General features: G+C 57.9%; 29 protein-coding genes. 13 read left to right on the top strand and 16 right to left on the bottom strand.

What is annotated here, in order from left to right; translation table 11 throughout:
- Positions 1-172 precede the first annotated feature (172 nt).
- The 3 genes from AC2FNU_RS15165 (at position 173) to AC2FNU_RS15155 (ending at position 2,758) form a co-directional block, all read left to right on the top strand.
- On the top strand, positions 173-1,267 hold the full coding sequence (locus AC2FNU_RS15165; RefSeq protein WP_496790024.1) for a hypothetical protein: 1,095 nt from the start codon (positions 173-175) through the stop codon (positions 1,265-1,267).
- Between the two features lie 162 nt (positions 1,268-1,429).
- Positions 1,430-1,738, top strand: coding sequence for a hypothetical protein (locus AC2FNU_RS15160; protein ID WP_496790020.1), 309 nt, complete (start codon positions 1,430-1,432; stop codon positions 1,736-1,738).
- A 66-nt stretch (positions 1,739-1,804) separates the two neighbouring features.
- A complete protein-coding gene (locus AC2FNU_RS15155) occupies positions 1,805-2,758 on the top strand; it encodes a LysR family transcriptional regulator (protein WP_171186762.1) in 954 nt (317 codons plus the stop codon).
- Here the strand turns inward: AC2FNU_RS15155 and AC2FNU_RS15150 are convergent.
- Entirely contained in the window at positions 2,755-3,198 is a 444-nt protein-coding gene (locus AC2FNU_RS15150; protein ID WP_496790012.1) for a low molecular weight protein-tyrosine-phosphatase, read from the bottom strand. The two genes, AC2FNU_RS15155 and AC2FNU_RS15150, sit on opposite strands and share 4 nt — an antisense overlap.
- A 27-nt stretch (positions 3,199-3,225) precedes the next feature.
- Here AC2FNU_RS15150 and AC2FNU_RS15145 point away from each other — a divergent pair, with 27 nt between their 5' ends.
- Both AC2FNU_RS15145 and AC2FNU_RS15140 read left to right on the top strand, forming a co-directional pair.
- Complete coding sequence (locus AC2FNU_RS15145) at positions 3,226-3,924, top strand: NAD-dependent deacylase (protein ID WP_496790009.1); 699 nt, start codon at positions 3,226-3,228, stop codon at positions 3,922-3,924.
- A 61-nt stretch (positions 3,925-3,985) separates the two neighbouring features.
- A complete protein-coding gene (locus AC2FNU_RS15140; RefSeq protein WP_496790007.1) occupies positions 3,986-4,594 on the top strand; it encodes an HdeD family acid-resistance protein in 609 nt (202 codons plus the stop codon).
- An 89-nt stretch (positions 4,595-4,683) separates the two neighbouring features.
- Here the strand turns inward: AC2FNU_RS15140 and AC2FNU_RS15135 are convergent, their stop codons facing one another.
- From AC2FNU_RS15135 to meaB, 5 genes are all read right to left on the bottom strand, one after another.
- Entirely contained in the window at positions 4,684-5,172 is a 489-nt protein-coding gene (locus AC2FNU_RS15135; protein ID WP_496790005.1) for a copper chaperone PCu(A)C, read from the bottom strand.
- Between the two features lie 44 nt (positions 5,173-5,216).
- The gene (locus tag AC2FNU_RS15130) at positions 5,217-5,522 is read right to left on the bottom strand and encodes a hypothetical protein (RefSeq protein WP_496790003.1); all 306 of its coding nucleotides are present in this window, start codon (positions 5,520-5,522) and stop codon (positions 5,217-5,219) included.
- Between the two features lie 113 nt (positions 5,523-5,635).
- Positions 5,636-5,785: a hypothetical protein gene (locus AC2FNU_RS15125; protein WP_496790000.1), complete on the bottom strand. Its 150-nt coding sequence runs from the start codon at positions 5,783-5,785 to the stop codon at positions 5,636-5,638.
- A 188-nt stretch (positions 5,786-5,973) separates the two neighbouring features.
- Complete coding sequence (gene rpmB / locus AC2FNU_RS15120; RefSeq protein ID WP_171094054.1) at positions 5,974-6,261, bottom strand: 50S ribosomal protein L28; 288 nt, start codon at positions 6,259-6,261, stop codon at positions 5,974-5,976.
- A gap of 185 nt (positions 6,262-6,446) precedes the next feature.
- A complete protein-coding gene (gene meaB, locus AC2FNU_RS15115; RefSeq protein ID WP_496789999.1) occupies positions 6,447-7,418 on the bottom strand; it encodes a methylmalonyl Co-A mutase-associated GTPase MeaB in 972 nt (323 codons plus the stop codon).
- A gap of 173 nt (positions 7,419-7,591) precedes the next feature.
- Here meaB and hrpB point away from each other — a divergent pair, with 173 nt between their 5' ends.
- The 3 genes from hrpB to AC2FNU_RS15100 all read left to right on the top strand — a co-directional run bounded on the left by hrpB (position 7,592) and on the right by AC2FNU_RS15100 (position 12,223).
- The gene (gene hrpB / locus AC2FNU_RS15110; protein ID WP_496790028.1) at positions 7,592-10,045 is read left to right on the top strand and encodes an ATP-dependent helicase HrpB; all 2,454 of its coding nucleotides are present in this window, start codon (positions 7,592-7,594) and stop codon (positions 10,043-10,045) included.
- A 153-nt stretch (positions 10,046-10,198) separates the two neighbouring features.
- Complete coding sequence (locus AC2FNU_RS15105; RefSeq protein WP_496789997.1) at positions 10,199-10,657, top strand: NUDIX hydrolase; 459 nt, start codon at positions 10,199-10,201, stop codon at positions 10,655-10,657.
- An 87-nt stretch (positions 10,658-10,744) separates the two neighbouring features.
- Positions 10,745-12,223, top strand: a complete 1,479-nt coding sequence (locus AC2FNU_RS15100; RefSeq protein ID WP_496789996.1) for an inorganic phosphate transporter — start codon at positions 10,745-10,747, stop codon at positions 12,221-12,223.
- Positions 12,224-12,232: 9 nt separating this feature from the next.
- Here the strand turns inward: AC2FNU_RS15100 and AC2FNU_RS15095 are convergent, their stop codons facing one another.
- From AC2FNU_RS15095 to AC2FNU_RS15085, 3 genes are all read right to left on the bottom strand, one after another.
- Complete coding sequence (locus tag AC2FNU_RS15095) at positions 12,233-13,207, bottom strand: 2-dehydropantoate 2-reductase (protein ID WP_496789992.1); 975 nt, start codon at positions 13,205-13,207, stop codon at positions 12,233-12,235.
- A gap of 77 nt (positions 13,208-13,284) precedes the next feature.
- On the bottom strand, positions 13,285-14,247 hold the full coding sequence (locus AC2FNU_RS15090; RefSeq protein WP_496789989.1) for a pirin family protein: 963 nt from the start codon (positions 14,245-14,247) through the stop codon (positions 13,285-13,287).
- A 121-nt stretch (positions 14,248-14,368) separates the two neighbouring features.
- Positions 14,369-15,202: a phytanoyl-CoA dioxygenase family protein gene (locus AC2FNU_RS15085; RefSeq protein ID WP_496789985.1), complete on the bottom strand. Its 834-nt coding sequence runs from the start codon at positions 15,200-15,202 to the stop codon at positions 14,369-14,371.
- 216 nt (positions 15,203-15,418) lie between these two features.
- Between AC2FNU_RS15085 and AC2FNU_RS15080 the strand changes: the two genes are divergently transcribed.
- On the top strand, positions 15,419-15,907 hold the full coding sequence (locus AC2FNU_RS15080) for a twin-arginine translocation pathway signal (RefSeq protein ID WP_496789982.1): 489 nt from the start codon (positions 15,419-15,421) through the stop codon (positions 15,905-15,907).
- A 6-nt stretch (positions 15,908-15,913) separates the two neighbouring features.
- Positions 15,914-16,510, top strand: coding sequence for a ferric reductase-like transmembrane domain-containing protein (locus AC2FNU_RS15075; protein ID WP_496789979.1), 597 nt, complete (start codon positions 15,914-15,916; stop codon positions 16,508-16,510).
- On the opposite strand, the gene argF is transcribed toward AC2FNU_RS15075, so the two are convergent.
- A complete protein-coding gene (gene argF, locus AC2FNU_RS15070; protein ID WP_171669237.1) occupies positions 16,507-17,433 on the bottom strand; it encodes an ornithine carbamoyltransferase in 927 nt (308 codons plus the stop codon). The two genes, AC2FNU_RS15075 and argF, sit on opposite strands and share 4 nt — an antisense overlap.
- A 75-nt stretch (positions 17,434-17,508) precedes the next feature.
- Positions 17,509-18,696, bottom strand: a complete 1,188-nt coding sequence (locus AC2FNU_RS15065) for an aspartate aminotransferase family protein (RefSeq protein WP_496789974.1) — start codon at positions 18,694-18,696, stop codon at positions 17,509-17,511.
- Between the two features lie 301 nt (positions 18,697-18,997).
- Here AC2FNU_RS15065 and AC2FNU_RS15060 point away from each other — a divergent pair, with 301 nt between their 5' ends.
- On the top strand, positions 18,998-19,900 hold the full coding sequence (locus AC2FNU_RS15060; protein ID WP_496790027.1) for a DMT family transporter: 903 nt from the start codon (positions 18,998-19,000) through the stop codon (positions 19,898-19,900).
- Here the strand turns inward: AC2FNU_RS15060 and AC2FNU_RS15055 are convergent.
- The 3 genes from AC2FNU_RS15055 to AC2FNU_RS15045 form a co-directional block, all read right to left on the bottom strand.
- A complete protein-coding gene (locus tag AC2FNU_RS15055) occupies positions 19,880-20,299 on the bottom strand; it encodes a NusA N-terminal domain-containing protein (RefSeq protein WP_496789971.1) in 420 nt (139 codons plus the stop codon). The genes AC2FNU_RS15060 and AC2FNU_RS15055 overlap by 21 nt on opposite strands.
- Entirely contained in the window at positions 20,296-21,405 is a 1,110-nt protein-coding gene (locus tag AC2FNU_RS15050) for a Hint domain-containing protein (protein ID WP_496789968.1), read from the bottom strand. Before AC2FNU_RS15050 ends, AC2FNU_RS15055 begins: the two co-directional genes overlap by 4 nt.
- Positions 21,406-21,513: 108 nt before the next feature.
- Complete coding sequence (locus AC2FNU_RS15045; protein WP_496789965.1) at positions 21,514-22,317, bottom strand: ABC transporter permease; 804 nt, start codon at positions 22,315-22,317, stop codon at positions 21,514-21,516.
- 126 nt (positions 22,318-22,443) lie between these two features.
- On the opposite strand from AC2FNU_RS15045, the gene AC2FNU_RS15040 reads away from it, so the two are divergent.
- The gene (locus AC2FNU_RS15040) at positions 22,444-23,019 is read left to right on the top strand and encodes a GcrA family cell cycle regulator (protein ID WP_496789961.1); all 576 of its coding nucleotides are present in this window, start codon (positions 22,444-22,446) and stop codon (positions 23,017-23,019) included.
- Between the two features lie 5 nt (positions 23,020-23,024).
- A complete protein-coding gene (locus AC2FNU_RS15035; protein WP_496789957.1) occupies positions 23,025-23,669 on the top strand; it encodes an NUDIX hydrolase in 645 nt (214 codons plus the stop codon).
- Positions 23,670-23,672: 3 nt separating this feature from the next.
- On the opposite strand, the gene AC2FNU_RS15030 is transcribed toward AC2FNU_RS15035, so the two are convergent.
- Positions 23,673-24,749, bottom strand: coding sequence for a T6SS phospholipase effector Tle1-like catalytic domain-containing protein (locus AC2FNU_RS15030; protein WP_496789953.1), 1,077 nt, complete (start codon positions 24,747-24,749; stop codon positions 23,673-23,675).
- Positions 24,727-26,361, bottom strand: a 1,635-nt coding sequence (locus tag AC2FNU_RS15025) for a xanthine dehydrogenase family protein molybdopterin-binding subunit (protein WP_496789949.1), incomplete at its 5' end; no start/stop codon positions are given. The genes AC2FNU_RS15025 and AC2FNU_RS15030, both read right to left, overlap by 23 nt.

The following is a 26,361-nucleotide window of genomic DNA, read 5'->3' as shown; positions in this document are numbered from 1 at the left end:
ATGGTCGATATGCGCGACGATGGAGAAATTGCGGATATGAGCGAGGTCAGTCATGGGTTGGGGATATGTAGAGGAATCGTGGGTTGGTCAATAGAAACGCGTCGAGTTTTGGTGTCTTGTCTGTTGTATGACAAGATTGCAGGTTAGAGCGGTCTAATTGCAGGGGGTAAACGTGGTCGACTCAGGCCTGGGACAAGAGCTGAATGAGAAGTTACCAACCCTTCCACCCAGTGCAGTAAAAACGGTGGCAGCGCGAGCGGCTCTACAAGCACTTCCTCATCACTTCGCATTGCTGGAACAAGACCGCGATATCGAAAACAGGCAAAAGCTGTTACTAGCTAGCCTTCGAGCAAGTATTGTATCCGCGCTCGAGGCGGCAAGACCGAATTCAGAGATAGCCGCCCTAAATGCGCTTGTGAACTCTACCTTTCAAGTAGTCTACACCGACGAAGTTGTAGTCTCCATTCCTAAGAGTGCCAAGCTCGCTGTATATGCCATCTTTGGTGCCATCCGTAACAAAAGCGACATAATCGCATCATTGCCTCAAAACCTCACCGCCTATAACTGCGAAGGCCTTAACGAGCGCACAGCCGACACCGTTGCACTTACCGCCTCGCCAACGAACACTGAACAAGTGTTTTCTGAAAAACTTTGGTATGGAGAACCACCTGAGCCGCACGCGAGCTTATCACAGCAGTTCTTTGACAACGCTCCGGGAACGCCATGGGAGTTTTGGGCCGAGTGGTATAAGAGGATGCTTAACGGTGAACCTTTGGATTGGGAGTTGCAGCGAAGGGTCGCCTTGATTGATGATGTCATTTGGAACGACGGCCCATTGGCCGTTGCAAATGAAATCAGAGAAGTTCAAGCGCGGTGGGAAGTCGAGAGGGCTTTTTCTGACCTCAAAAACAGCTTAACCGCGCATAGTTCTGCCCGACACGGAATCGGCGGTAACAACCCGCCCGAAGGCATCGAAGACGAAAGTTTGTCTGGTGCGATCACACTAATTTGGGAGGCCGAAGGCGAACTGTCGAAGGCTTTGGAGCAGGAAAATCCTGCTCGTGAGCGAATTGAAGCAATTCTTGCTAAATTCAAATATGGACTGGCGAGTTTTGTCAAATGGTGCGCTAGCAAAGGCGATCTTGCGGTCGATACTTTGATCAAGTGGGGTATTCCTGCTACCGGAGCTGGGTATGCCGCCAATTACCCAGAGAAAATCGAAGCTCTGATTGAAGCCATAGAGCGGTGGTTGCCTTTCCTGTCATGACCGGTGCCGGGCTGAAGCCCGGCCTACGGGTTGGGTGTTTCCGACTCGTGTATTCACTTTTTCGCAACGTATGATTGATCCGTTAACCACTTTGATTCATACTCCCGCGCAGACCGAGACGGGCACAAGACCCGTCCGGGCAGGCAAAAACGAGGCATGAGCATGAAACAGTTCCTCTTAATCGCATTCTGTGCCGCATCGATGACGGCCATCGCTCCGCAGGTTGAGGCCGCGCAGATCAAGCGCGCCTGTCTGGCGTCTGATCGGGCCGCCGCCACACGGGATCGGTGCAGCTGCATCCAGCGCGTGGCAGATCAGGCATTGACGCGCAGTGATCAGAAAACCGTCTCGAAGTGGTTCGAAAACCCCCATCAGGCGCAAGAATTGAAGATGTCGCGCACGGCGCGTGATGATGCGCTATGGGATCGGTATCAGAACTTTGGTCAGATGGCGCAGGCGATCTGTAGCTGACGCACCACAACTCCTTGACCTGATGCAAGCTGCGCCCCAGAAAAGGCGCAGCGAAAGGTGTGTGCGATGGTGATGAAAGGGCTGACCCTGCGGGGCCTTGAGGTGTTCGAGGCTTTGGCGCGGACGGGATCGGTGGCGCAGGCCGCCGAGATCACCGGGCTCAGTCAGCCATCCGTTTCACAGCAATTGCGCAATCTGGAAAAGGCACTGGGCACCGATCTGGTCGATCACGGGCGGCGCCCGATGCGACTGACGCAAGCCGGGCGCAGTTTTCTGGAACGGGCCGAGGCTGTTTTGGCCGAGTTGCAGATGGCACAAAGCGAGCTGTCGGTCATGGAGCTGGGGCACCTGACCACGCTTTCCATCGGGTTGATCGACGATTTCGACAACGATCTGACCCCACGGTTGGCCACGCTGCTGGCGGACAGCCTGACGCGGTCGAATTTCAAACTGATCACCTTGTCCAGCCTGGATCTGTTCGAGGCGCTGGCCGAACAACGGCTGCACATGGCCGTAACCGCACATAGTGGCGAAGTGTTAGAGGGTGTGGTCGAGTATCCTCTGGTACGTGATCCGTTCATTTTGGTGGCACCGAAGGGGTCTGGCGGCGTGGCGGCGGTACAAGACGGTCTACCGTTTCTGCGCTATGCCCGCGAGCAACTGATCAGTCGCCAGATCGAAGTGCATATGGCGCGTGAGGCGCAGGAGTTCGAGGAACGGTTTGAGATCGGGTCGCACATGGCGCTGATGGCCATGGTCGCGCGTGGCCTGGGTTGGGCGATCACGACGCCGTTGGGTTTCATGCGTGCAACACGGTTCCATGACGGCTTGGAGGCCCACCCTGCCCCGTTCGGAGATTTCTCTCGCACGATATCGCTTTTGGCCCGCACCGATTGGTCGGATCAGGTACCGCAGGAGGTCGCGGGTATGACACGCCGACTGATGCAGAACCAGATCATCGAACCGGCCCTGAACAAACTGCCCTGGCTGAACGGGCAGTTGAAGGTGATCGGCGGCTAGCGCTCCAGATGAGCGGCCAGTCCGGCCACTGCTGCTTCGATCAGATCCAGTGCACCATTGAAATCCCGCGTGTAGTAAGGGTCAGGCACATGGTCCGACTGGGATTCATGGGCAAAGTCCGTCAACAAGCGCACATGCGTGTTATTGCCTGCAGGGCGCAGATCTTCGATATCCGCCATGTTGTTTGCATCCATGCCCAGTATCAGGTCGAAACGTTCGAAATCGGCCGCCGTGAACTGTCGGGCACGCAGGTTGCTAAGGTCATAACCCCTGGCTTTGGCGGCGGTCTGCATCGGGCCATAGGGCGGTTTACCCGCGTGCCAGCCCATGGTTCCGGCACTGTCGGTTGTGTGATGCGGCGCGTGAGTGCGAAAGACGCCCTCGGCCGCGGGGGATCGGCAAATGTTGCCGAGACATACAAAGAGGATACGGTGTGTCATGGCCAAGCTGTACCGCGTGGAGGGGATATGGAAAAGATCGTCATTCTGACCGGAGCCGGAATTTCCGCCGAAAGCGGGCTCAGCACCTTTCGCGATGAGGGCGGGCTATGGGCGCAGCACCGGATCGAGGATGTGGCCACACCCGAAGGATTCGCCCGCAACCCGGCGTTGGTGCAGGGGTTTTACAATACCCGTCGCGTTCAGGCTGCTGGCGTAAAACCGAATGCCGCCCACAAGGCGTTGGCCTGGTTGCAACGGGACTGGCCCGGTGAAGTGGTAATCGTCACTCAAAATGTTGACGGCCTGCATGAAGCTGGTGGCGCGCGAAATGTCATTCACATGCACGGGACATTGGCAGGTGCGTTGTGTTCGGCCTGCGGGCATCGCTGGGTTGCTCCACCTGAGATGGCGGTGGGCGAACCCTGCCCTTCCTGCAACCAGCCAACGGCCCGTCCCGATGTGGTCTGGTTCGGAGAAATGCCGTACCACATGGATGAGATTTACGACCATCTAGCCAGCGCATCGCTTTTCGCCGCCATTGGAACATCAGGTCAGGTCTATCCGGCCGCGGCGTTTGTACACGAGGCGCAGGCAGCGGGCGCACAAACCATTGAGATCAATCTGGAGCCGACGCTTGGGGCCACAGGATTTGACACATATATCCTTGGCAAGGCGTCAGAAACGGTGCCGCACTGGGTTGAGCAATTGCTGGCGCGACCCTCATAAGGTGCAGACAACGCTTGATTTATTTGCTTAGATTGCGTCCGAAACAACCGGAGGATCAGCCATGACCGACCAAGAACCCAAAACCGGCGAAATCCTTGAGGATGGCAGCATGGCGCAACGCGACCTGCTGGGCGCGCAATTGTCCAATCTCTGGTGGACCTTTTTGCTGCGCGGGGTTCTTGCGGGAATTGTGGGCATCGCTGCGCTGTTCTGGCCGTCTGGCAGCATCGCCGTACTGTTGCAACTGGTCGGTGTACTGTTGATTTTGGATGGCGGCCTGACACTTTTGGGGATCGGACGTCGCGGGGTGCTGGGAGGCGCTGCAATCGGCGCACTTCTGATCGGTTTGATCCTGTTGATCTGGCCCGAAGGCACGGTCAAGCTTGCCTTTTTCCTTTTGGGCGCATGGGCGCTGATTATCGGAATCGGGTCACTGGCTGCGGCTCAACAGATGCATGAGCGGGATCCACAGCGCGGGTCCCTGCGTGTCTCGGGCTTTGTGGCTTTGGTTATCGGGTTGGTTCTGATGATCTGGCCAGCAGTAGCGCTGGTGGCTTTGGGTTGGGGTATCGCCTTCTCAGCGCTGGCAATTTCTGCTGTCATGTTCTGGCTGGCCTCGCGGTTCCGCAAAGCGGGTGACCGGGTTGGATTGAAGACCGTCAATAAGTAAAGCATCCAGTGCCCAAACGCGTTTCAGGCCGGGCAATGCCCGGCCTGACGTTTCTACAAAAGTCGCATTACGGTCCGAAGACACGCGCTTTAGTCTGAATGCGATCCGTGATCGTGCGCGCCATGTCCACCTTTGTCCTGACGCTCAAGGTCGACGGGGATCTCGATCTCGACCTCACCAGCATTCTCGAAAATCAGTGTCACTGGAACCTTGGCATCTTGCTCAAAGGGTGCAGTCAGGCCCATGAACATAACATGGTCGCCACCGCGTTTCAGCATGTGAGTTTCGCCCGCTGGAATCACAAAGCCTTCTTCGACATGCACCATCTTGGCCACACCGTTGCCGTCAACCTTGTGCGTGTGCAGCTCAACGCGCGCCGCAGCATCTGACGTTACGCCAATCAGGCGGTCGTCCGTGTCACCCTGGTTCTGGATCATCATGAACGCAGCACCAGCCTTGGCCGTTTTACCGGAAGAACGGGCATAAGCGTCATCCACGCTAATGGTACCGTCAGCCAATGCAGGAACGGCCAGGGTCATAGCGGCCAAGGTTGCGAGCAGTTTGGATTTGAAAGACATCGCGTCTCTCCTTGTCGTTTGATTTCTTGGAATAAGATGGAGTTTCAAACAACAACAGGCGGCGCGCGGGCCGGGGTGTGGGGAACCGGCAATGCAATCTGATTACCGACATCCCGTAACGGCGCAGGCTGTGCCAATTCCGGGGGTGCGGGCATTGCAGGATAGGCCGCAGCAATCGCACCCATAAGGGACAACGCGTAATCCGGGCAGTAATGCGGTGGCGCAGTGGGCTGACCACTTTCGTCCATATAGACAACCACCGGGCCAGTGCCGGTGCACAGCACCATCTGACCTACGGCATTGTCCATGCCGCGTGACATCGCAACGCCCTGCCCGGTCAGCACCAGCATCAGGGAAACGACGAAAGGTAGGAATCTGGCAGTCTTAGGTCTCATCCTGACCTTGGTATAGGTCAGCGCCCGAAGGCGCTTCAAGCGCAAAAGGGTCGCGCTTGAAGCAGGTCTTAGTAGTCCAGTCCGGGCCGCTTCACCTCGCTTGCGGTAAAGCTGGTATGGGTCCGGTTCACCCTGCGCTGCATCTGTGAACAGGCTGCAATTGCCTTACGAAACACAGCGGCCAGAAACAAAAACAGGTAAAAACTTTTTAACGACATTATAGGGCCCCCGCCTGATGAATGCCCTGACGTTAGGTCAGATTCGAATCTCTGTATGTGAAGAAATTCACCAATCCAGAAAAATAATTTCGAATTTGGGAACAATGCCAAACACCCATGGGCATCTGCAACACGAAAAAGCCCCGCACCAAAAGGTGCAGGGCTTTGAATTCTATAAGGAAAAAGGCTTAGGCCGAGGCTTGCGCCTTGGCGATTTCCTTTTTAACTTTCAGTGCGTTTGCCGACAGCTCTTCGTCCTTGGCTTTGGCCAGGAACGCGTCCAGACCACCGCGGTGGTCGACCGAGCGCAGCGCAGCTGCCGAGATGCGCAGCTTGACGCCACGGCCCAGAGTCTCGGACTGCAGGGTTACGTCGTTCAGGTTCGGCAGGAAACGACGTTTGGTTTTGTTGTTGGCGTGGCTGACATTGTTGCCAGTCATCGGGCCTTTTCCGGTCAGTTCGCAACGGCGCGACATGGTTTCTTCCTTTGTTTCTGGAGGCCGGGCTTCAGACCCTTGGCCAAATCACAAGGGGCGCAACCCGAAGTCGCGCCCGAAAACTGGTTGGATGCGTGTAGTGGGAATCGCCGGGAGGGTCAAGACAGGCCGCGCGAAATCTTTCATTTTGCTCGGCCGTCAGGATCCTTGCCCGCGCCCAACCATCAGGTCAGCGTGCTCAGCAGTTCCTCCGCCGCTTTGGCCGGGTTCAGATGTCCGGCTGAGACTTCGGCGTTCAGACGCTCCATCTCGGCCCTGGCTTGCGGCGTGTCAAGGCGCGCAAGCAGAGCATGGCGAACCTCTTGATCGAACCAATAACGCGCCTGCGCGGCGCGGTTTGCCTCCCATATGCCGTTGTCACGACGCCATTGGGTCAAGGATTGCATTTCCTCCCATGCTTTCTCCAGGCCCTGCTCTTCAACCGCTGAAACAGTCATGGCCTTGGGAAAGCCTTCCGGGTCTTGTGGACGCTTGCGCAGCAGCCGCAATGCACCTGCATAGTCAGCGCAGGTACGCGTTGCGGTCGCCTTCAAGTCACCATCGGCCTTATTGATAAGGATGATGTCGGCCATTTCCATGATCCCGCGTTTCACTCCCTGCAATTCGTCTCCGCCCGCTGGGGCCAACAACAGCAGGAACAGATCCGACAGTTCGGACACAACCGTTTCCGACTGCCCGACCCCCACAGTTTCGATCAGCACCACATCATAGCCCGCAGCCTCGCACAGGGCGATGGCCTCGCGGGTACGACGGGCAACACCCCCGAGGTGGCTTTGACTGGGAGAAGGACGGATAAAGGCGTTTTTTTCACGGCTCAGGCGCTCCATTCGCGTCTTGTCACCCAGAATCGACCCACCCGAACGGGCTGAGCTTGGATCAACCGCCAATACGGCCACGCGCAGCCCTTGCCCCGTCAGCATCATGCCGAAGCTTTCGATGAAAGTGGACTTGCCCACACCGGGTGTCCCCGACAGACCGATCCGCAACGCCTGACGTCCCGATCCCGCCAGTTGGGCCAAAAGATCGCCAGCCTGTGCCCGGTGATCAGCGCGGTTGCTTTCGACCAGAGTAATCGCACGCGCCAGCGCCCGACGCTCACCGTTCAAAATCCTGTCGCTTAAACTGTCTGTCTGCATTCTTGTCCCGATCCATGAGGCAGGAATAGTTGCCGTGGTCGGGGGGTATTTGTCCAGACCAGAGAGCGCAGGAAATGCGTTCCATGCAAAACCTGCGGCATTTCGTATGGGGTATGGGGCCGGTGGGCGCGTGGGAACTAGACGCCACTGGAACGATGGCGGATAAGGTCCGCATGACATCACGCCTGCCGATAGACGACGCCGTTCCCGACCTGCTGGATGCCCTACGCACACATGGGCGAGCGGTATTGCAAGCACCACCGGGCGCAGGCAAAACCACGCGGGTGCCATTGGCGATGCTCGAAGCGGGCCTGTGCGACGGCAAGATCGTGATGCTGGAGCCCCGCCGCCTCGCGGCACGGGCGGCAGCCGATCGGATGGCCGAAACTCTGGGCGAACGCGCGGGACAAACCGTGGGTTACCGCGTGCGCGGCGACGCGAAAGTGTCAAAAGACACGCGGATCGAGGTCGTAACCGAAGGCATCCTGACCCGGATGCTGCAATCCGACCCTGACCTGCCCGGTATTAGCGCGGTGATTTTTGACGAGTTCCACGAACGCTCTCTGAACGCCGATCTCGGACTGGCGCTGTGCCTTGAGGTGGCAGGTGCGCTGCGGGAGGATCTGATCCTTCTGGCCATGTCCGCCACGTTGGACGCCGAACCCGTTGGTCGGTTGATGGATGCCCCGCTGATCACGTCCGAGGGGCGCAGCTTTCCGGTCGAGACCCGCTGGCTGGGTCGCCCCCTGGGGCCGCAAGCACGGCGTCTGGATGCGCTGGTTGAACTGGTGGTACAGGCCGAGCGTGAAACGCGCGCCACTGGGGGTGGCCTTTTGGTTTTTCTGCCCGGCGAGGGCGAGATCCGTCGGGCTGAAGGCGCGTTGAAATCCCGACTACCCGAAGCCTGTGCCGTGCATCCGTTGTTCGGGGCAATGCCCTTTGCCGCCCAGCGCGCGGCGATTGTCCCTGCCAAGACCGGGCGCAAAGTGGTGCTGGCGACGTCGATTGCCGAAACGTCGCTGACCATCCCCGATATCCGGGTGGTCGTGGATATGGGTCAAGCACGGCGGGCGCGGTTTGATCCGGGCTCGGGCATGTCGCGGCTGGTCACAGACCGCGTGACACGGGCTGAAGCGACGCAACGCGCAGGCCGCGCGGGCCGTGTGGCCGATGGCGTTTGTTATCGGCTCTGGTCAAAAGGTGAGGAAGGCGCGCTGGCCGCCTATCCGCCAGCCGAGATTGAGGCGGCCGATTTGACCGGGTTGGCGTTAGAGCTGGCCCTTTGGGGCGCGGATGCCAGCGATTTGGCTTTTCTGACCCCACCACCCGACGGAACCATGTCCGAGGCGCGGGCTTTGCTAAGAATGCTGGGCGCGTTGGACGGCAACGGCCGGATCACGGATCACGGGCGCGCCTTGGCAGCGCTGCCTCTGCACCCCAGGCTGGGTCACATGTTAGAGCGCGCAGGCGTGCAGGCCGCACCACTGGCCGCGCTGATGGCCGAGCGCGACCCTCTGCGCGGTGCTCCGGTCGATATCGCGCTGAGGCAAGAGGCGCTTCGGGATGTGCGGGCGTTTCAACGCAACCGCGTCTGGCAGGTGAATATGGGTGCCCTGGACCGAATAAAGGCCGAGGCCAAACGGTTGCGGGCGCAAGCCACCGACGGATCCGAGCCGCAAAGCACGGCTGCTATGGCCGCCCTCGCCTATCCAGATCGCATAGGACAAAGGCGCAAGGGTGAAGCGCCACGCTATGTGCTTTCGGGCGGCAAAGGCGTTGTTCTGGACAACGGCGACACGCTGGCAGGCGCGCCTTACTTGGTTGTGACCGATACGGACGGCAACCCGCGCGAAGCAAAGGTGCGTCTGGCCACACAGATCTCGGAACAAGAGATTCGGGATTTGTTCTCGGACCAAATCACGTGGACAGACAGCTGTACATGGTCGAAACGCGAGCGCCGGGTTGTGTCCCGACGGCAGGAGCGGTTCGGATCGATCACGCTGGAGGATCGTATCTGGAAGGATGTCCCCGATGATGTTGTCGCCAGGACAATGTTGGACGGGGTACGTGATCTGGGCTTGCGACTGGATGGGGCTGCCGCGCGACTGGCGGCTCGGGTCGAACTGGTTCGCGCGGACGGGGTCGATTTGCCCGATTTCTCGGTCGAGGGTCTGATGGCCAATTTGGAGGATTGGCTGCTGCCGATGCTGTCAGGTGTCAAAAGTGCAGAAGATTGGAAGCGGTTCGATCTATTGCCCGCCTTGCGCGCCAGATTGGATTGGTCCCAAACGCAAGAGCTGGACCGGCGCGCACCGGGGTCGTTTGAAACACCGCTGGGGCGCAAGGTGCCGATTGATTACAGTGCTGCGGTCCCAGAAATCTCGGTCCGGTTACAGGAGTTGTTTGGCGTATCCAGTCATCCGGTTGTCGGAGGCACGCCGCTTAAGATCACCCTTCTGTCACCCGCTCAACGTCCGATCCAGATTACACGTGATCTACCCGGATTTTGGGCCGGCTCATACGCAGACGTCCGCAAAGACATGAGGGCGCAATATCCCAAACATCCCTGGCCCGAGGACCCAACCCAAGCCGACCCCACGCTAAGAGCCAAACGCAGGCGTGATTAACCTCGCCTTTAAAGCCGGAAACACACAGTTTTCCGCAATCCGCCCCTAAAACCGCTCGTGAACAGAGAATTCCTGAAGATTTAATTGAAATTCAACAATTCCACTGTTACGTCCCTTCAACTCTGGTAACGGAACTTGATTGAAGCGCTTCTGATGGGTTCAAAACTGCGAAATCTATGGGAAGAGGTCGGCAGACCTCTGATCTTGCGCCCTCGGCGGGTGCAGTTTGCGGCCCTTTGCACCCGAAAGACAAAAGGCCAGGACGAAGTTCTGTTGATCACCAGTCGTGACACCGGGCGCTGGATCATTCCAAAGGGCTGGCCCATCGACGGTCTGGACGGGGCTGAAACAGCACGACAGGAAGCCTGGGAAGAGGCCGGAGTGCGCGCGGAAACCGTTGATAAGAAGCCGATAGGTCAATTTACCTACGACAAAATCCTCAAGGATGGGTCTGCACAGCCAGTGTTGACCAATGTCTACCGGATTACCGTCAGCAAGCTGGTCGAAGATTTCCCCGAAGCTCATCAGCGAACACGCAAGTGGTTTTCCCCGGCTAAGGCTGCCTTGCAGGTCCAGGAACCTGAATTGCAGGCGCTGTTGCGCAGAATGTAACGTTTACGCAACAATTTTATGACACGTGGCTTGCCCTTTTTACGGCGAACCGTTAGCTGCGGGCGGTCTGAAAAACTGATCAAGCCCATGTCTGATACAAACCCAAAACCGCGCTGGCAGGCGCTGGACAGCGACCTGCATCGCATTTCCCGCGTTGAAAACGCCAGCCTACACGTGTCGCGCCCCATGCTGGCACCCGGAATCGCGTTGGCGTTCATGGTCGTTGCAGGGCTGCTGGCAGCGGTTCTGTTCGGTCAGGCCGAGGGCAGCTATGTCGTGGTGGCTGCTGCCGCGTTCGGGGCTTATATGGCGATCAATATCGGCGCCAATGATGTGGCCAACAACATGGGCCCGGCAGTTGGTGCAAACGCCCTGACCATGGGCGGGGCCATTGTGATTGCCGCCATTGCCGAAAGCGCGGGCGCGTTGCTGGCGGGTTGCGATGTGGTCTCGACCATCTCGAAGGGCATTATCGACCCTGCATCGGTTCAGAACAGCAATGTGTTCATCTGGGCCATGATGGCGGCTCTGATTTCTTCAGCCATGTGGGTCAATCTGGCGACTTGGGTCGGCGCGCCGGTCTCAACCACGCACTCGGTTGTCGGCGGGGTTATGGGCGCTGGAATCGCAGCTGCGGGGCTGAGCGCAGTCAGCTGGGGCACGATGAGCGCGATTGCGGCCAGTTGGGTGATCTCGCCCGTGCTGGGCGGTGTGATTGCCGCGTGTTTTCTGGCGCTCATCAAGGCCAAGATCCAGTATCAGGACGACAAGATTGCGGCTGCCCGTAAATGGGTGCCTGTCCTTGTGGCGGTGATGGCAGGGGCTTTTGCAACTTACCTTGCGGTCAAAGGTCTGAAACGCATCGTGAAGATCGAGCTTGAGATGGCTCTTCTGATCGGTTTGGGCGCGGGTCTGCTGGCCTGGTCTGCCGCCGTTCCATGGGTACGGCGCAAGTCCGAAGGGCTTGAAAACCGGACACGATCTCTGAAAACCCTGTTTGGCCTGCCTCTGATCATCTCGGCCACGTTTCTGAGTTTTGCCCATGGCGCCAATGACGTGGCCAATGCGGTCGGTCCTTTGGCTGCGATTGTGCACGCGGCAGAATTCGGAGATTTTGCGTCAAAAGTTACAATCCCGCTTTGGGTGATGATCATCGGCGCGTTTGGAATTTCGTTCGGCCTTTTCCTGTTCGGCCCCAAGCTTATCCGTATGGTCGGAAGCCAGATCACCAAGCTGAACCCGATGCGTGCCTTCTGCGTAGCCCTTTCGGCAGCAATTACCGTGATTGTAGCCAGCTGGCTTGGCCTTCCGGTCAGCTCAACGCACATTGCAGTGGGTGCGGTCTTTGGCGTTGGATTCTACCGTGAATGGCACTCGGAACGGCGGCGCAAGCAAGTAAGCTTTCAGCGTACAGCGACCCAAAGCCTGGCCCCCGAAGAACACCGTCGTCGCAAGCTGGTACGACGCTCACACTTCATGACAATTGTGGCTGCATGGGTGATCACCGTACCTGCCGCTGCAACCATGTCGGCCGTTATCTACTGGATGCTGACTGCCTTCGTATGACCCGGGTGATCACAGCCTGATCTGATCCGGCGTCAGCGGGTGATCGGGTGCGTGTTTGATCAGGTCAGACACTTGCGTGCAGATGGGCGTCGGCACGCCGGTTTCCCGACCCAGTCGTATGATATGGCCTTGCAAACTGTCGATTTCTGTCTGCCGTTCCGCCATCAGATCGTAGGCCATCGAGGTACGGGCACTGGGATCAATGGTCAGCATCCTGGCCGCAATGCGGGTAAACAACGGCGTCGGCAGCCGCAGGATATGCGGCGTCATCCAAGCGGGAAGCGGCGTGGTAGAGGCCACAGGGTGCCCCGCTGCTTTTAGAACCGAAAGCGCCTCTGCCATCTGATCCGCTACAAGGAAGCGCCAGTCGCGGCTTGTCAGTTGATCCACAATTGTAAGGCCAGACAACGCATTCAGCGCGTTGTTCAGGTTGATCAGCAACTTGCCCCATTGCACAGCTTCGATCTGGTCACTCGCCAAGACAGGCAGATCCGGGCTGCTGAGGCGGGACGCCAGATCGCCCGGACCGCTTTCAATAACAATCTCGCCCGACGTCGCCCGGTGATAAGTGCCCGGGCCATTGGGCACGACGTTGAAAGGCACCATTCCGGCGCGCACATCACGCCCGGGCAAGGCTGCGCGCAAGGTCGCTGCGTTTTCGATCCCGTTCTGCCACGACAGAACCGGCACGTCCGGCAGTGCCTCGGTGCCGATCTGGTCAGCCATATCCGCCGTGGCCCCCGATTTCACGGTAACGATGATCAGTTCCGCGTGCCTCAGGCAAGTCGGATCCTGACTGAGAGATAACGATGCCGCCGGTGCGGTATAATCGAGCCCGTCAAAATCCGTGACCCTCAACCCGTTTTCGCGGATCGGATCCAGCACCCGCGCGCGACCCAGAAGGGTGACGGCATGGCCTGCACGGGCCAGCAAGGCACCGCAATAGCAGCCAATACTGCCCGCACCTGCAATAACAAGTTTCATAATACCCCCTCAGAAACACCTGAAAGGATCACCGCAAATGGCCTGTTACACAAGCCCGCCACCAAAAGGGTGGCCTGTCACCGCGCCAGCCGCGGTTTCGTTCGCTCAAGTTCTTCGGAAATTGGGATAAATTCCTGATCGTCACCGGGCGGAAGATGGAAGGCACCATTGGCCCAATCGGCGCTTTTCCACTCACGCGTTGCAGTTTCGATCTTTTCTTTCGAAGACGAGACGAAGTTCCACCAGATGTAACGGTCTTCGTTCAGCGTCGCACCGCCAAGCAGCATCAGCCGCGCACCCAAAGGGCCCGCCTTGACCGATAGTTTGTCACCGGGGCGGAACACCATCATGCGGCCTTCGTAAAATGTGTCGCCCGCGATCTCGACTGAACCTTGCGTGACATAGACGCCGCGATCCTCGTGATCGTCGGGCAGCGGGAAAGAGGCACCCGGTTCAAGCTGCACATCCAGATAGAATGTTTCAGACAGCATGGTGACCGGGCTGGATTCACCATAGGCCGAACCAAGGATTAACCGCGCGCTGACACCCGCATCCTGAATATGCGGCAGCGCGGCTTGTTTGTGGTGCTCAAAATCAGGTGCCATATCCTCATGCGCTTCGGGTAATGCGATCCAGGTCTGGATACCAAACAGGCTGTGTTTCTTGCCCCGTGTCTCATCACTGGTGCGTTCGGAATGGGTCACGCCGCGACCTGCGACCATCCAATTGACCTCACCTGGATAGATCATCTGGTGAGTGCCAAGGCTGTCGCGATGCTCAAACTCGCCCTGATAGAGGTACGTGACCGTGCCCAACCCGATATGCGGGTGGGGCCGCACGTCTATGCCACCTTCGGTGATGAATTCAGCTGGACCCATCTGATCGAAGAAGATGAACGGGCCCACCAATTGCCGTTGGACCGAAGGCAAAGCGCGGCGCACCTCAAACCCTCCAAGATCTCGGGCGCGCGGAATAATCAACGTATCCAGCGCCGGATTTTCCGAGACGCAATCAGGATTATGTGTCGGGTTCCAACTCATTCCTTTACTCCCTAAATCGCAGATGGCCAGGCTGGCACATCGTTCGCTGATTCAAGAGATAACCCTAAACACGCCCCAATAAAGTGCATTTTCGCACATATCGGGTGCGGAACGAGTGTTTTTAGCGTGGCCAGAGTTGAGGGAAGAACGGGCCGTCGATCCGATCCCCTTCGCCATAGCCCGCAGCCTCGAACTGCGCACGTTCGTCTTTAGCCCAGTCGCCACGGTATCGGATGACACCATCCGGAGCGGTCATGCGAAGGGTAAAACGGCGAACCGTTTCCGACGGGGTCGTCGCCGATAGCCCGCCATGTAACGTTCGCATATCGAAGAAGATGCAGTCCCCTAACTCCAGATCCCATTGCAACAGGTCAAAGGCGTCAGGGTCCGCGTTCACATCAGGTGGCGGGTGATACGTTTTCCCTGCAACCTCGGTTGGTTCATAGCTTGGATGCCCATCAGCAAAGCGCACCCGCATGAAAAGCTTGTTCCACAGGTGCGATCCCCTCACAAAAGCGATGCCGTTTTCCTTCGTTACCGGCTCCAGCGGCAACCACAGGACGCACATTGTGCCCTCAAAATCGAAGTAGGACAAATCCTGATGAAAGGGCGGACGCGAGGTTGATCCGGCTTCGCGAAGGAACCAGTTGTCCATGACAAGGTTGACGGATGGTGCGCCCAACAAACCAGCGGCAAGCGGTGCGCACGGTGAGTTGTGAACGAACTCGGTGAATTGGGGGATCTTGTTCCAGGCCCAGTAGTCTTCGAAGTATGCCGGAGCATTTGGGTCTTTGGTGTGGCGGGTGAAGTTGTCTGTTGGGTTTTCAAGGTCGGCTTCAATCCCTGCACGCAACAATGACAGCCAGTCGCGCGAGAATTTGGACCTCAGAACAACGGCGCCGTCGCGCTGATATGCGGCAATGTCTTCGGCTGAAACATGATCCGTTTGTGCCATGGACTAAACTTCGAAACAGGTTGCTTGGGCCTGAGCATGGCACTTGGCCGAAGCATAGGTCAAAGAATTTCGGTTGTTCTGCAGGCAACCACCCTCACAGAAGCGTGAGAGTGCTCGCTTTTAATCCGGATCACCTCGGAATCTGTCGGAACCATGCTATCTTTGGCGATAAGGTCGCAGACTGACCTGAATGGATTGGGAACTGGAGGGTTCTTGATGACGAATGCGCTGTTTTCTCGTCGCACCCTGATCGCTCAGGGCGCTGCAGTAGTCGGGACCGGGATATCCGGACTACTGGTTCCAGCCCGCGCAAGCGGACTGGCCCCGACGCCCTCGATGCGGGGCGGAGCCAACAACTATCGCCCCGGCGCACCCATCGTGGACCGGATTGGTGGCGGTGGATTCTGGATGACCGGCACAGTGCGGCGCGCAGGTGATGGGGCCCCCCTACCTAGCCAACGCATTCAAATCTGGGCGCATACTACCGAAGGGCATGAACGCGATCCGCAAAGCCATGGTGCCACTTTGACGAATGCAAACGGTGAGTTCCGCCTTGAAATGCCTCAGATCGTGCCCGCTTTCGGACAGCCACACGGGCATCTCGCTTACGACAGCGGCGAATTCGAGACCGTTTTCCTGCGTCCTGTGATGTCGAGCGCCAAGGACAAGACGCTCGCCGCCCATTTTGTATTGCAGCCTCTCTGAGAGGTGTTGAAGAGTAGTTTGATCTGGGGGCTGTTGAGTGCCGCCCTTGCAATCCCGATCATCGCAGCGGCCTATAGCCCTTATCTGGCGTGGCGCGATCCGGTTTACATTCTTGCCGGATTCGCGGGTATAGCGGGAATGTGTCTTCTGCTGCTGCAACCGCTGCTGGCCGGGCGCTGGTTGCCAGGACTTTCTCCAGTGTCCAGCCGCCATTGGCACAGGCGGTGTGGGTTGGCCCTGATCGTGGCCATATTGATCCATGTGGGAGGTCTATGGATCACCAGCCCGCCAGATGTAGTCGACGCCCTGCTTTTTGTTTCAGCCACCCCGTTTTCGAATTGGGGTGTCATCGCGATGTGGTCAGCTTTTGCGACAGCTCTGTTGGGTGTCATACGCCAACGCTTGAACCTGCGGTTTCGCCTTTGGCGGCTTAGCCATACCGCTCTGGCAATGGTAACGATTATCGGCAGCGTTGTTCACGCGATGCTGATCGAGGGAACGATGGAAATCATGACCAAGACCGCGCTATGCGTTCTGGTCCTCTTGGCGAGCACACGTACACTCGCCAAGCTAAAGGTTTGGGACATCCGCCGACGCGCTTAAACGCCCAGGCACCAGCGCATGACCGCCTTTTGCGCATGCAGGCGGTTTTCGGCCTCATCGAAGATGACCGAGTTCGGGCCGTCCATCACCTCGGACGTGGCTTCTTCTTCACGGTGCGCGGGCAGGCAGTGCATGAACAACGCATCCGGTTTGGCGTGTGACATGAGTTCCGTGTTGACCTGATAGGGGCGCAGCAAGTTGTGGCGGCGTTCCTTGGCGGATTGGGAATCATGCATGGAAACCCAGGTGTCCGCGACCACAAGATCAGCACCTTCAACGGCTTTGAACGGGTCGCGCTCCACCACGATTTGCGAGCCCTTCTGGCGGGCAAAACCCATGAACTCTTCTTCGGGATCAAATTGCGCAGGACCTGTGAATGTCAGATCGAATCCGAACTGGCCTGCAGCATGCAGGAATGAGGCACAGACGTTGTTCCCATCTCCGGTCCAGACCACCTTTTTGCCTGCAATCGGGCCACGGTGTTCTTCAAACGTAAGCACGTCAGCCATGATCTGGCAGGGATGCGTGCGGTCGGTCAGGCCGTTGATCACCGGTACATCCGAGTATTCCGCCATCTCGGTCAGGATGGTTTCGTCAAAGGTCCGGATCATGATCATGTCGACGTAGCGCGACAGAACGCGGGCCGTGTCGGCGATCGTTTCGCCGTGCCCCAATTGCATGTCCTTGCCCGAGAGCACCATGGTTTGCCCACCCATTTGGCGGACACCCACGTCAAAGGACACACGTGTCCGGGTCGAAGGCTTTTCAAAGATCAGCGCAACCATCCGGTCTTTCAGAGGTTGCTCCTGATCGAGTGCTGCCTTGGGTCGACCCAGACGCGCCTGTTTCATTGCACCCGCCTGATCAATCATGGCCCGCAGGTCGCTGGCATCGGTTTTATGGATGTCGAGGAAATGGTTCATTTTACTTCGCTTTTTGGCTGATGACGGGTGGGGGCCAGCCCCCACACCGCCGGAGTATTTGGGAAAAGATGAAGCTCAGGCCGTTGCAAGCTGGGTTTCGATTTGTTTCGCGGCCTTTTCGAGGCGGATCATGGCTTGTGCGATATCATCCTCGGTCAATGTCAGTGGCGGCAGAAGACGGATTACGTTGTCGGCGGCCGGGACAGTGATGACTTCGTTATCGTAGCCTGCGTTAACCACATCGATATTGGCTGTCTTGCATTTGAGGCCAAGCATCAGGCCAGAGCCGCGAACCTCTTCGAACACATCAGGGTGGTCGGCAATCAGACCTTCGAGTTTTTGACGTAGAAGGCCGGCCTTGCGATTGACCCCTTCGAGGAAAGCTGGCGTTGCGACCTGATCGATCACAGCGCAGCCCACGGCGCAGCCCAAAGGGTTGCCGCCGTAGGTCGAGCCATGGGTGCCAGCCGTCATACCGGAGGCTGCATCTTCGGTTGCCAATACCGCGCCAAGAGGGAAGCCGCCGCCGATGCCTTTAGCGACCATCATGATGTCAGGGGTAATCCCTGCCCATTCATGCGCAAAGAGCTTGCCAGTACGGCCAACACCACATTGGACCTCATCGAGGATCAGCAGAAGACCATTGTCGTCGCAAATCTGACGCAGAGCTTTGAGTTCAGCATCAGGCACCGGGCGAATGCCACCTTCGCCCTGAACCGGCTCGATCAGGATCGCAGCGGTTTTATCGGTTATGGCGTTTGTGACGCCGTCGAGATCGCCGAAGGTGAGATGAACGAAACCGGGCAGCAACGGGCCGAAGCCTTTGGTCATCTTTTCAGACCCGGCGGCGGCAATACCAGCCGAGGACCGTCCGTGAAACGAGCCGTCAAAGGTTATGATCTCGACCCGCTCGGGCTGACCTTTGTCATAGAAGTACTTACGTGCCATTTTCACAGCCAACTCGCAGGATTCAGTGCCGGAGTTCGTAAAGAATACCGTGTCGGCAAAGGTGTGTTCCACCAGTTTGTCGGCCAGCGCCTGCTGTTGTGGGATGTTGTACAAGTTCGAGACATGCCAAACGGCATGCGCCTGTTCGGTCAGAGCGGCCACCAGTGCGGGATGCGCGTGGCCCAGCGCATTTACAGCGATCCCCGCCCCGAGGTCCAAGAAACGTCGGCCATCCGCCTCGGTCAGCCAGGCGCCTTCGCCCTTCACAAATGTCAGGGGCGCGCGATTATAGGTCGGCAGAACGGACGGGATCATCGGATCATCCTTTTCGAATAGCTTGAGCCCTGTGAGTGATACACGAGAGCCTTGGTCGTCAACAGATTTGGTGGGGTTTGCGCAGATTTTGAACGCGCAATAGATCAAACAGGCCGGTTACGCGGTCAGGCGTCGGCGTCGGAGTCGCAGGATATGTGCGGTTTTGATCATAGTGGCTCGTATAACGAGGCTGGTTCGATCTGGAAACCCTTTATTTGCGATGCTTCGAAAATTCACTCGGGCGTGCTTGCGACAAGATTTCTTGCTTGTCATTCGCGCCCGCGTGCCGCACCGCTGGGGCATGACACCCGCACGCCAGAATCCAGCCCTTGCGGCCCTGTTTATCTTTGCCGCCAGCGCCCTTTTGGCTGGCACGACCTTGCTGGCCAAGGCGCTTGGTACAGATACGCTGGGCCCGCCAATGCATCCGATGCAGATCAGCCATGGTCGGTTTTTGTTTGCGTTTCTTGTGATCATTTCAGCTATTGCCGTTTCGCGCCCGACCCTGAGACGCCCGCATTGGGGGTTGCATATTGGGCGCACCAGTTTTGGGTGGCTGGGTATTACACTGATGTTTGCTTCGGTCGCATATATTCCGATCGCGGATGCAACTGCGATTTCATTCCTGAACCCGGTCTTTGCCATGGTTCTGGCCATCCCGTTATTGAAGGAAGGGGTTGGACCCTGGCGCTGGCTGGCGGCGGCAGTTGCCCTTGTCGGCGCATTGATCCTGTTGCGCCCGACCCCAGCCAGTTTTCAACCCGCGGCTTTGCTGGCGTTGACCGCAGCCGCGGTCATTGGAATGGAGCTAATTTTCATTAAAAAGCTGTCGGGCCGCGAAATTCCGATCCAGATTTTGTTGGTGAACAACTCAATGGGACTGGCGATTGCCTCTGTTGCCGTGATTGCCGTGTGGCAGACGCCCAATTCAGCACAATGGGCGGCGTTGGCTGGAATCGGCGTTTTGATGGCCTGTGCGCAAGCCTGTTTCGTCAATGGCATGGCGCGGGCGGATGCTTCTTTTGTGGCACCGATCAGCTATGCAACACTGATCTTTGCTGCGCTCTATGATTTCATTGCGTTCGATGTGATCCCGGATCGGATAAGCCTGATTGGATCCGCCACGATCCTGACCGGAGGACTGATCCTGGTCTGGCGCGAAGCGCGAGTGGTTAAACGCCCTTCAGTGCGCAGTGATCGATAAGTTCCGAATCTGTGTCTCGCCTGACTGCAACCACTCGGAAATCCAGTGCGGATGAATGGGGTTCACGGGATTTACGACGTAGTGCCCAAGTTCGGCATCCGGTTGCGTGTTTCTAAGATCGTTGAACGCGACTTCACGGTACTCATTCACCATCACATCGACAACTTTAAGAACCTGAGCCAATTCGATTGACCCGTCTTTCTTGACCTTGGCCCAGAATTCGTACTCGGCCCCGTACTCCGCCTCAGCAGCGCGAACATAAGCCGCTTCGATTTCCCGCAATGCGGTTTCCTGTGGGATCTGCTGTTGTCGGGACAGGACGTTTGCCAAGACGAGCAAGTTTCGCTCGGCTTTCAGGTTCAGCCCTTCAGGAAGGTCCAGAAATATTTCATCTGTCATGCAGACACTTCCACTGCAGGCTTATTGTTCCGGACCAGGCGTTGGCACAACCGATCTATGTTCTTTCCGTGGGCATGAAACGGTCGCGCAGGCGCGGGGCTGGTTTTTTCATCGAGAAGGTTGGGGAACAGACATTGCAGCTCTTCAATTGCTTCGGCGCTCAGCATTTTCATCGCTTCGGGGCCGATATAGAGAGACTCGGCATAGGCACCATCCGCGACCACAATTGAGTGGTCTTCGAGTGCGAAATGGAAATACTCAACCTCTTCACAGGTTTCGACGCTCTCAACCCCCTGCAACCCGGTAAGCTTCTTGGCGGGAACAAGTATTTCAGCCTCTCCCAGAACCCGTTGCGCCACTTTTGAGCGCACCAACAGACGGTGTTGAGGAGATACCATCAGATCGGTTGCTGGCATGCCCAGACCAAGTGCACCTTTCCGAATGCGTATCGGTCGCATTTTAGGATTGGCAATCAGGTCAAGACGGCTGAGTTTCTTGGACCCAATCCAACGGATGGCCTGAGGCTCACAGTCCAGAGTTGTGACCAGGTCGCCCACCTCAAGGTCATCAATGTCCACTTCACCATCCGTTGTCATAATCCGGGTGCCGGACGTGAAACAAACCATCAGCGAGACATTGTCGAGGATCGTCCCAAGACTGTTGTTTGGACCCTGCTCGGTAAAGCGAAGCGTGTAAGTTCCTTCCGCACCGAAATTGAAGTTCAGGGTAACGTTCTCGAAGCTTCCAACTGTGGTCGGCGTCACGACTTGCTGAAAAATCACATTGTTGCTGGAATCCACAACCTCAACAAGAACCGGGTCTGCAAACACCCCGCCAGTGTTCCGGGCACCGATGTCGAAACTCAGCGTGGCCCCCCTGTTGTCACCTGTCACCACAAAACTTTGTTGAACAACCGAAGTCACGCCGCTGTTGCCATCAAGCTCAAGGACAAGATCTGATGGATCTCCACCGCTGAAGAACAGTGATTCCTGGCCTATCTCGATTTCAGTGCCGAACCACGCCCCATAAGTGCTGAAGGTCTGAAACGGACCTGAAATGCCGGGTGACTGAAAATCCCCACCGACAATAAGTTCTGTAAGTGCCATAAGAAAATCGCCTGTCGCTATTCAACAACCAAGTACCCTACTCGAGCCTTGCCGCCAACATAACAGTCGGAAAACGCATCAACTTTACGTCACGTCGCCTGCGCGGCCCTACGCCTTGAGCCGATACCCTGTGCGCAGCATCTGCCAGGTTATGAGGCCGATCACCACGGTTGCAAAGGAGCAGACGGCCATTCCCACCCAAGGTGAGCTGTCCGAGACACCGATCATGCCGAAACGCAACCCGTCGATCAGATAGAACACCGGATTGAGGTGGGTCAGACGGTTCAAAACCGGTGGGAGCGCCTGAACCGAGTAGAACGTGCCCGACAGGAAGGCCAGCGGCGTGACGATGAAATTGGTGATGGCTGCCATCTGGTCGAACTTGTTCGCAAAAATCCCGGCAAACAGGCCCAACGCCCCCATGAAAGCGCCGCCAAGTAGAATAAAGATCAGTGCGATCATTGGATGCTGTGGTGTGATGGACAAAACGACCAACAACGCAACAGCGACAACACACGCAATAAGAAATCCCCGGGCGATTCCCCCTGCCAGATAACCCAGTAAAATTTCGAGCGGGGACAGGGGCGGCATCAGCGTGTCCACGATATTACCCTGCACTTTGGAAATGACCATGGAAGACGATGTGTTGGCAAAAGCATTCTGGATCACTGTCATCATCATGATTCCCGGCGCCAGAAAGACCAGAAACGGCACCCCCATGACATCCGGACGGCTGGGTCCGATCGCAATGTTAAAGATCAGCAGAAACAGGCCCGCCGTGACCATCGGCGCCAGAAGGGTTTGCGTCCAGACCGCCAGAAAGCGCAGAGTTTCGCGCTGCGCCAGCGTGTAAAGGCCCATCCAGTTGACCGTTCCAAAGCGGCGCGCGGTCTGATCTGCGGAAATCTTCATGGTTTGCCCTCAACCTGATTCGAAGACAGCTTGTAACTCGAGCCGCAGTGTTTAGAATAGGGGGCTGAGACGATTTCCCAAGGCGGCCCGAATCCGGGGCCGCTTTCCGCTTTTGAAAGGCTTACGATGTCCTGGACAGACGAGCGCGTAGAACTGCTGAAGAAGATGTGGGGCGAAGGCCAGTCGGCCAGCCAAATTGCCAAGGAACTGGGTGGCGTGACCCGCAACGCGGTGATCGGAAAGGTGCATCGCCTGGGCCTGTCCAACCGGGCAGCGGGCGCTTCTCCGGCCAAGTCCGAGCCCAAGGAAAAACCAGCTCCGGCGCCTAAGGCCGAGGCCAAACCAAAGCCTGCGCCCAAGACCGAACCCGCACGTCCGGCCCCTGCCCCTGCGGCAGAGGCGAAACCCGCCGTGCCCGCCCGCCGTCAGATCATCCCCGCTGGTCAACCGTTGCCACCGCAACCGTCGGCCAACGAGATCAGCCCCGAGGCGCTGGCCAAGGTCAACGAGGTTGAGAAGAAGGCCAAGAAGCTGACGCTTATGGAGCTGACCGAGAAAACCTGCAAATGGCCGGTTGGCGATCCGGCGACGGAAGATTTCTGGTTCTGTGGCCTTCCCGTTGAAGCAGGCAAACCCTATTGCGAGGCGCATGTGGGCGTGGCCTTCCAACCCATGAGTTCGCGCCGCGATCGACGCCGGTAACATTGATGCGCCAGGATCCGACAGCACTGGAGGATACCTGGCTGGCCCGTGCAAAGCGCTTGCTGGCGCTGTCTGAGACCGGCCAGCATTTCACCAAAGACCCTTTTGACCGCGAACGCTATAACGAGATCGCCGCCATGGCCCGCGCCATGCTGGCTGATCTTGGGCAGGTACCCATTTCGCGGATTGAAGGGCTGATCACAGACCATGCGGGTGGCTATGCTACGCCCAGTATCGACATTCGCGGTGCTGTGATCCGCAGGGACCACATTCTTTTGGTGCGCGAACGGAGCGACGGACATTGGTCGATGCCCGGCGGCTTTGCCGATATCGGCAGCTCTCCGGCGGAAAATATCGAGCGTGAGGTCTGGGAAGAGGCAGGTCTGCGCGTTCGGGCGCGGCGTTTATACGCCCTGCGCCACAAAGCGCGGCACCCCTACCCGGCGGATGCGCGGGATTTCTACAAGCTGTTCTTTTTGTGCGACGAAGTTGGGCAGGACGACCCCAAGGCAGGAAGCGAAACCAGCGATGTGGGTTTCTTCCCAATGGCAAATCTGCCTGACTTGTCCCTAGCTCGAAACATTGAGCGGGACATTGCGGAAGCCTTTGAAGCGTTTTCTAGCGCGTCGGCAACAGCACTGTTTGACTGACCCCTACTGCGCGGGATGTGACGGAAGGTTCGGCATTGCCACCCAACCGGGCAATTCGTCTGGTGAAACCGAGACATGCAAACGCTCGGACTGGTCGCGGCCCACTTTGCGATGTTTGCGCAGCAGGAAAATCTTGCCCCAGCCGCGCCACGTCCCCACCGAACGCGCGTGCGGATCGGTGGGGAAGCGGTCGCGCCAGCCTTCAGGCAACGGCAACCCGTGCATCTCGGCCTTGTCCAGCATCCAGATCAAGGAAATATTGCTGAGCGGTCGCGCCTCTTCATACCCGTTCAACTGCCCGCCGATGTCACCATGTGTGCCCCGGAACCAGACTTGTTCCACATGCCCTTTGAATTCAGGCGTGCATTTCCACAGAACCGGGTCGAAAACCTCGCGCGTTTCGTCCAATGCCATGGCGTGATAGCCGTGACGGGTCGAGGGGCCCAACTGATGGTTGTGAAACGCGTGGCGTTCCTCGGCCCAGCGCCAGAGCAGCGGCAGCCGCAGGCCCAGCGCCTTGACCGTGTCCCAGACCCCGATCATCTCGATCTCGACCCCGTCGTGGCAGAACTTACGGCGAAAATCGCGCGCAGCGGTGCCGCTTGGATTACATTCATAATGGCGATACGCCTGCTGGATGTTGCGCTCGGTCGCGTGTTCGGCCTTGAGCAGACCAATCATATCGATCACCCCAGCCAGACTGCGCACGCCGTACGCCCCACGGGAATACCCAATGAAATAGATCCGGTCCCCCGGCTTGTAGCGTGAGGCAAGATAGCCGTAGGCGCGGCGAATCTGGCGATTGATACCCCGCCCCATCATCACATCCAGCGAGGACTTCCAGCTTTCCCACTGCACGCCCGCCTCATAAAACACCGAAATCTTGCTGCCCATCTCGCAACACAGGCGCAAGGTTTGCCCTGCATGGGTCTCGAACCCCGGTTCGAGCGTCGACATGGTACCGTCAAGGATGATGACATGGCTGAGCGGTTCTCGGTGAAGAACTTCGGCAGAATGTTCGGACCGCAAAGGCCGTCCGAGCCATCCAAGAACCTTTCTACTCAGCCGCGACAGATTCATGCGTCAGCAATTCCCATACTCTTTGAGGTGTGAAAGGCATATCCGCCTGCCGCACCCCGTGATCCCAGAGCGCATCCTGAACCGCGTTTGCCACCGCGGCCAGCGCGCCCACCGTGCCGGCCTCGCCGCACCCTTTCATGCCCATGGGGTTCGAGGTTGACGGAACCGGCGCCGAGGTAAACTTAATCATGGGTATGTCGGCGGCACGGGGCAAGGCGTAATCCATAAACGAAGCCGTGAGCAGTTGCCCGTGTGCATCGTGCACGACATGTTCGCTCAGCGCCTGTCCGATACCCTGCACCACCCCGCCATGCACCTGTCCTTCGGCCAGCATTGGGTTGATAAGATTGCCAAAATCGTCAACGACGGTGTACCGGTCAACCCATGTTTCCCCGGTGTAAGAATCGATCACAACTTCGGCAACATGCGCGCCATTAGGATAGCTGCGGGCATCAAGGTTCGCGCGCGCCTCGTGCTGTAGCAGATCCATGCGCCCGTCGGCGCGCGCCATCTCGGCCGCCTCGGTCAGGGTTGGCGTCAGGTTGGATCCCGGCGCACGGAATGTTTCGTGGTCAAAACTCACATCGCTTTCCTCAACCCCCATCTTATCGGCCAGATAAGGCGTGAATGCGGCGATCATCTTGTCAATCGTGGCGAGCGTCGCTGTGCTTTGCACCGTGACCGAGCGTGATCCGCCGGTGCCGCCGCCATGGCCAAGCCTGTCAGTATCGCCCTGAATGACAGCAATCTTGTCCATGGGAATGCCGGTCTGATCGTACAGAAACTGAGCGTAAACCGTTTCATGCCCCTGCCCGTTCGATTGTGTGCCGACGTGGAGGTTCATCGTACCATCCTCGCAAAACTCGACCTTCGAGTTCTCGGAAGGGTCACCCAAAATACTTTCGATATAGTAACAAAGGCCCTGTCCCCGGATCAGGCCGCGCCCGGCATCTGACGTTTTACGGGCCTCAAAGCCAATGGTCTGGCTGGCTGCGCGGCTGAGGATCATGTCGAAATCGCCGACATCGTAGGTTTCGCCAGTGGCAGAAGTGTAAGGAAAATCGTTGGGACGGATAAAGTTCTTGCGCCGAAGCTCCCACGGATCAACACCCAACTCACGCGCGGCACGGTCCATAACGCGTTCCAGCACATATATCGCCTCGGGGCGGCCCGCACCGCGATATGCATCCACCTGCGTCGTGTTGGTGTAAAACCCCTCGACCCGAAGATATGTGGTTTGCACGTCATAAACACCCATCAGCACCTTGCTAAACAGGCTTGTCTGAATCGCCTGCCCAAAATGGCTGTTGTAAGCGCCAAGATTGACTTTGCTGTGGACACGGTAGGCGGTGATCCTGTGATCCGCGTCAAAGGCCAGTTCGGCCAGCGACTGCAGGTCACGGCCATGGTGATCGGACAGCATTGCCTCGGACCGGTCCGACATCCAGTGCACCGGTTGGCCCAGCTTCATCGCAGCGACAGCGACGCAGAAATATTCGGGATATGGCATCACCTTCATCCCAAAACCGCCACCCACATCCGGCGTGGTGACGCGGACATCTTCAGCGTCGAGTTTCAGCTTTTGCGCCAGTTGCGCCTTCATCGCCCAGAC

This window comes from Ruegeria sp. BHSB064 (assembly GCF_059613205.1).
The sequence above is the reverse complement of the archived record's forward strand: the minus strand, read 5'-3'. Positions and strand labels throughout refer to the sequence as shown.

What these genes read in the sequence shown, in the direction of transcription:
- AC2FNU_RS15160 (WP_496790020.1), top strand. Translation starts at nt 1,430, where the DNA reads ATGAAACAGTTCCTCTTAATCGCATTCTGTGCCGCATCGATGACGGCC.
- AC2FNU_RS15155 (WP_171186762.1), top strand. Translation starts at nt 1,805, where the DNA reads ATGGTGATGAAAGGGCTGACCCTGCGGGGCCTTGAGGTGTTCGAGGCT.
- AC2FNU_RS15150 (WP_496790012.1), bottom strand. Translation starts at nt 3,198, where the DNA reads ATGACACACCGTATCCTCTTTGTATGTCTCGGCAACATTTGCCGATCC.
- AC2FNU_RS15145 (WP_496790009.1), top strand. Translation starts at nt 3,226, where the DNA reads ATGGAAAAGATCGTCATTCTGACCGGAGCCGGAATTTCCGCCGAAAGC.
- AC2FNU_RS15140 (WP_496790007.1), top strand. Translation starts at nt 3,986, where the DNA reads ATGACCGACCAAGAACCCAAAACCGGCGAAATCCTTGAGGATGGCAGC.
- AC2FNU_RS15135 (WP_496790005.1), bottom strand. Translation starts at nt 5,172, where the DNA reads ATGTCTTTCAAATCCAAACTGCTCGCAACCTTGGCCGCTATGACCCTG.
- AC2FNU_RS15130 (WP_496790003.1), bottom strand. Translation starts at nt 5,522, where the DNA reads ATGCTGGTGCTGACCGGGCAGGGCGTTGCGATGTCACGCGGCATGGAC.
- AC2FNU_RS15125 (WP_496790000.1), bottom strand. Translation starts at nt 5,785, where the DNA reads ATGTCGTTAAAAAGTTTTTACCTGTTTTTGTTTCTGGCCGCTGTGTTT.
- rpmB (WP_171094054.1), bottom strand. Translation starts at nt 6,261, where the DNA reads ATGTCGCGCCGTTGCGAACTGACCGGAAAAGGCCCGATGACTGGCAAC.
- meaB (WP_496789999.1), bottom strand. Translation starts at nt 7,418, where the DNA reads ATGCAGACAGACAGTTTAAGCGACAGGATTTTGAACGGTGAGCGTCGG.
- hrpB (WP_496790028.1), top strand. Translation starts at nt 7,592, where the DNA reads ATGACATCACGCCTGCCGATAGACGACGCCGTTCCCGACCTGCTGGAT.
- AC2FNU_RS15105 (WP_496789997.1), top strand. Translation starts at nt 10,199, where the DNA reads ATGGGTTCAAAACTGCGAAATCTATGGGAAGAGGTCGGCAGACCTCTG.
- AC2FNU_RS15100 (WP_496789996.1), top strand. Translation starts at nt 10,745, where the DNA reads ATGTCTGATACAAACCCAAAACCGCGCTGGCAGGCGCTGGACAGCGAC.
- AC2FNU_RS15095 (WP_496789992.1), bottom strand. Translation starts at nt 13,207, where the DNA reads ATGAAACTTGTTATTGCAGGTGCGGGCAGTATTGGCTGCTATTGCGGT.
- AC2FNU_RS15090 (WP_496789989.1), bottom strand. Translation starts at nt 14,247, where the DNA reads ATGAGTTGGAACCCGACACATAATCCTGATTGCGTCTCGGAAAATCCG.
- AC2FNU_RS15085 (WP_496789985.1), bottom strand. Translation starts at nt 15,202, where the DNA reads ATGGCACAAACGGATCATGTTTCAGCCGAAGACATTGCCGCATATCAG.
- AC2FNU_RS15080 (WP_496789982.1), top strand. Translation starts at nt 15,419, where the DNA reads ATGACGAATGCGCTGTTTTCTCGTCGCACCCTGATCGCTCAGGGCGCT.
- argF (WP_171669237.1), bottom strand. Translation starts at nt 17,433, where the DNA reads ATGAACCATTTCCTCGACATCCATAAAACCGATGCCAGCGACCTGCGG.
- AC2FNU_RS15065 (WP_496789974.1), bottom strand. Translation starts at nt 18,696, where the DNA reads ATGATCCCGTCCGTTCTGCCGACCTATAATCGCGCGCCCCTGACATTT.
- AC2FNU_RS15060 (WP_496790027.1), top strand. Translation starts at nt 18,998, where the DNA reads ATGACACCCGCACGCCAGAATCCAGCCCTTGCGGCCCTGTTTATCTTT.
- AC2FNU_RS15055 (WP_496789971.1), bottom strand. Translation starts at nt 20,299, where the DNA reads ATGACAGATGAAATATTTCTGGACCTTCCTGAAGGGCTGAACCTGAAA.
- AC2FNU_RS15050 (WP_496789968.1), bottom strand. Translation starts at nt 21,405, where the DNA reads ATGGCACTTACAGAACTTATTGTCGGTGGGGATTTTCAGTCACCCGGC.
- AC2FNU_RS15045 (WP_496789965.1), bottom strand. Translation starts at nt 22,317, where the DNA reads ATGAAGATTTCCGCAGATCAGACCGCGCGCCGCTTTGGAACGGTCAAC.
- AC2FNU_RS15040 (WP_496789961.1), top strand. Translation starts at nt 22,444, where the DNA reads ATGTCCTGGACAGACGAGCGCGTAGAACTGCTGAAGAAGATGTGGGGC.
- AC2FNU_RS15035 (WP_496789957.1), top strand. Translation starts at nt 23,025, where the DNA reads ATGCGCCAGGATCCGACAGCACTGGAGGATACCTGGCTGGCCCGTGCA.
- AC2FNU_RS15030 (WP_496789953.1), bottom strand. Translation starts at nt 24,749, where the DNA reads ATGAATCTGTCGCGGCTGAGTAGAAAGGTTCTTGGATGGCTCGGACGG.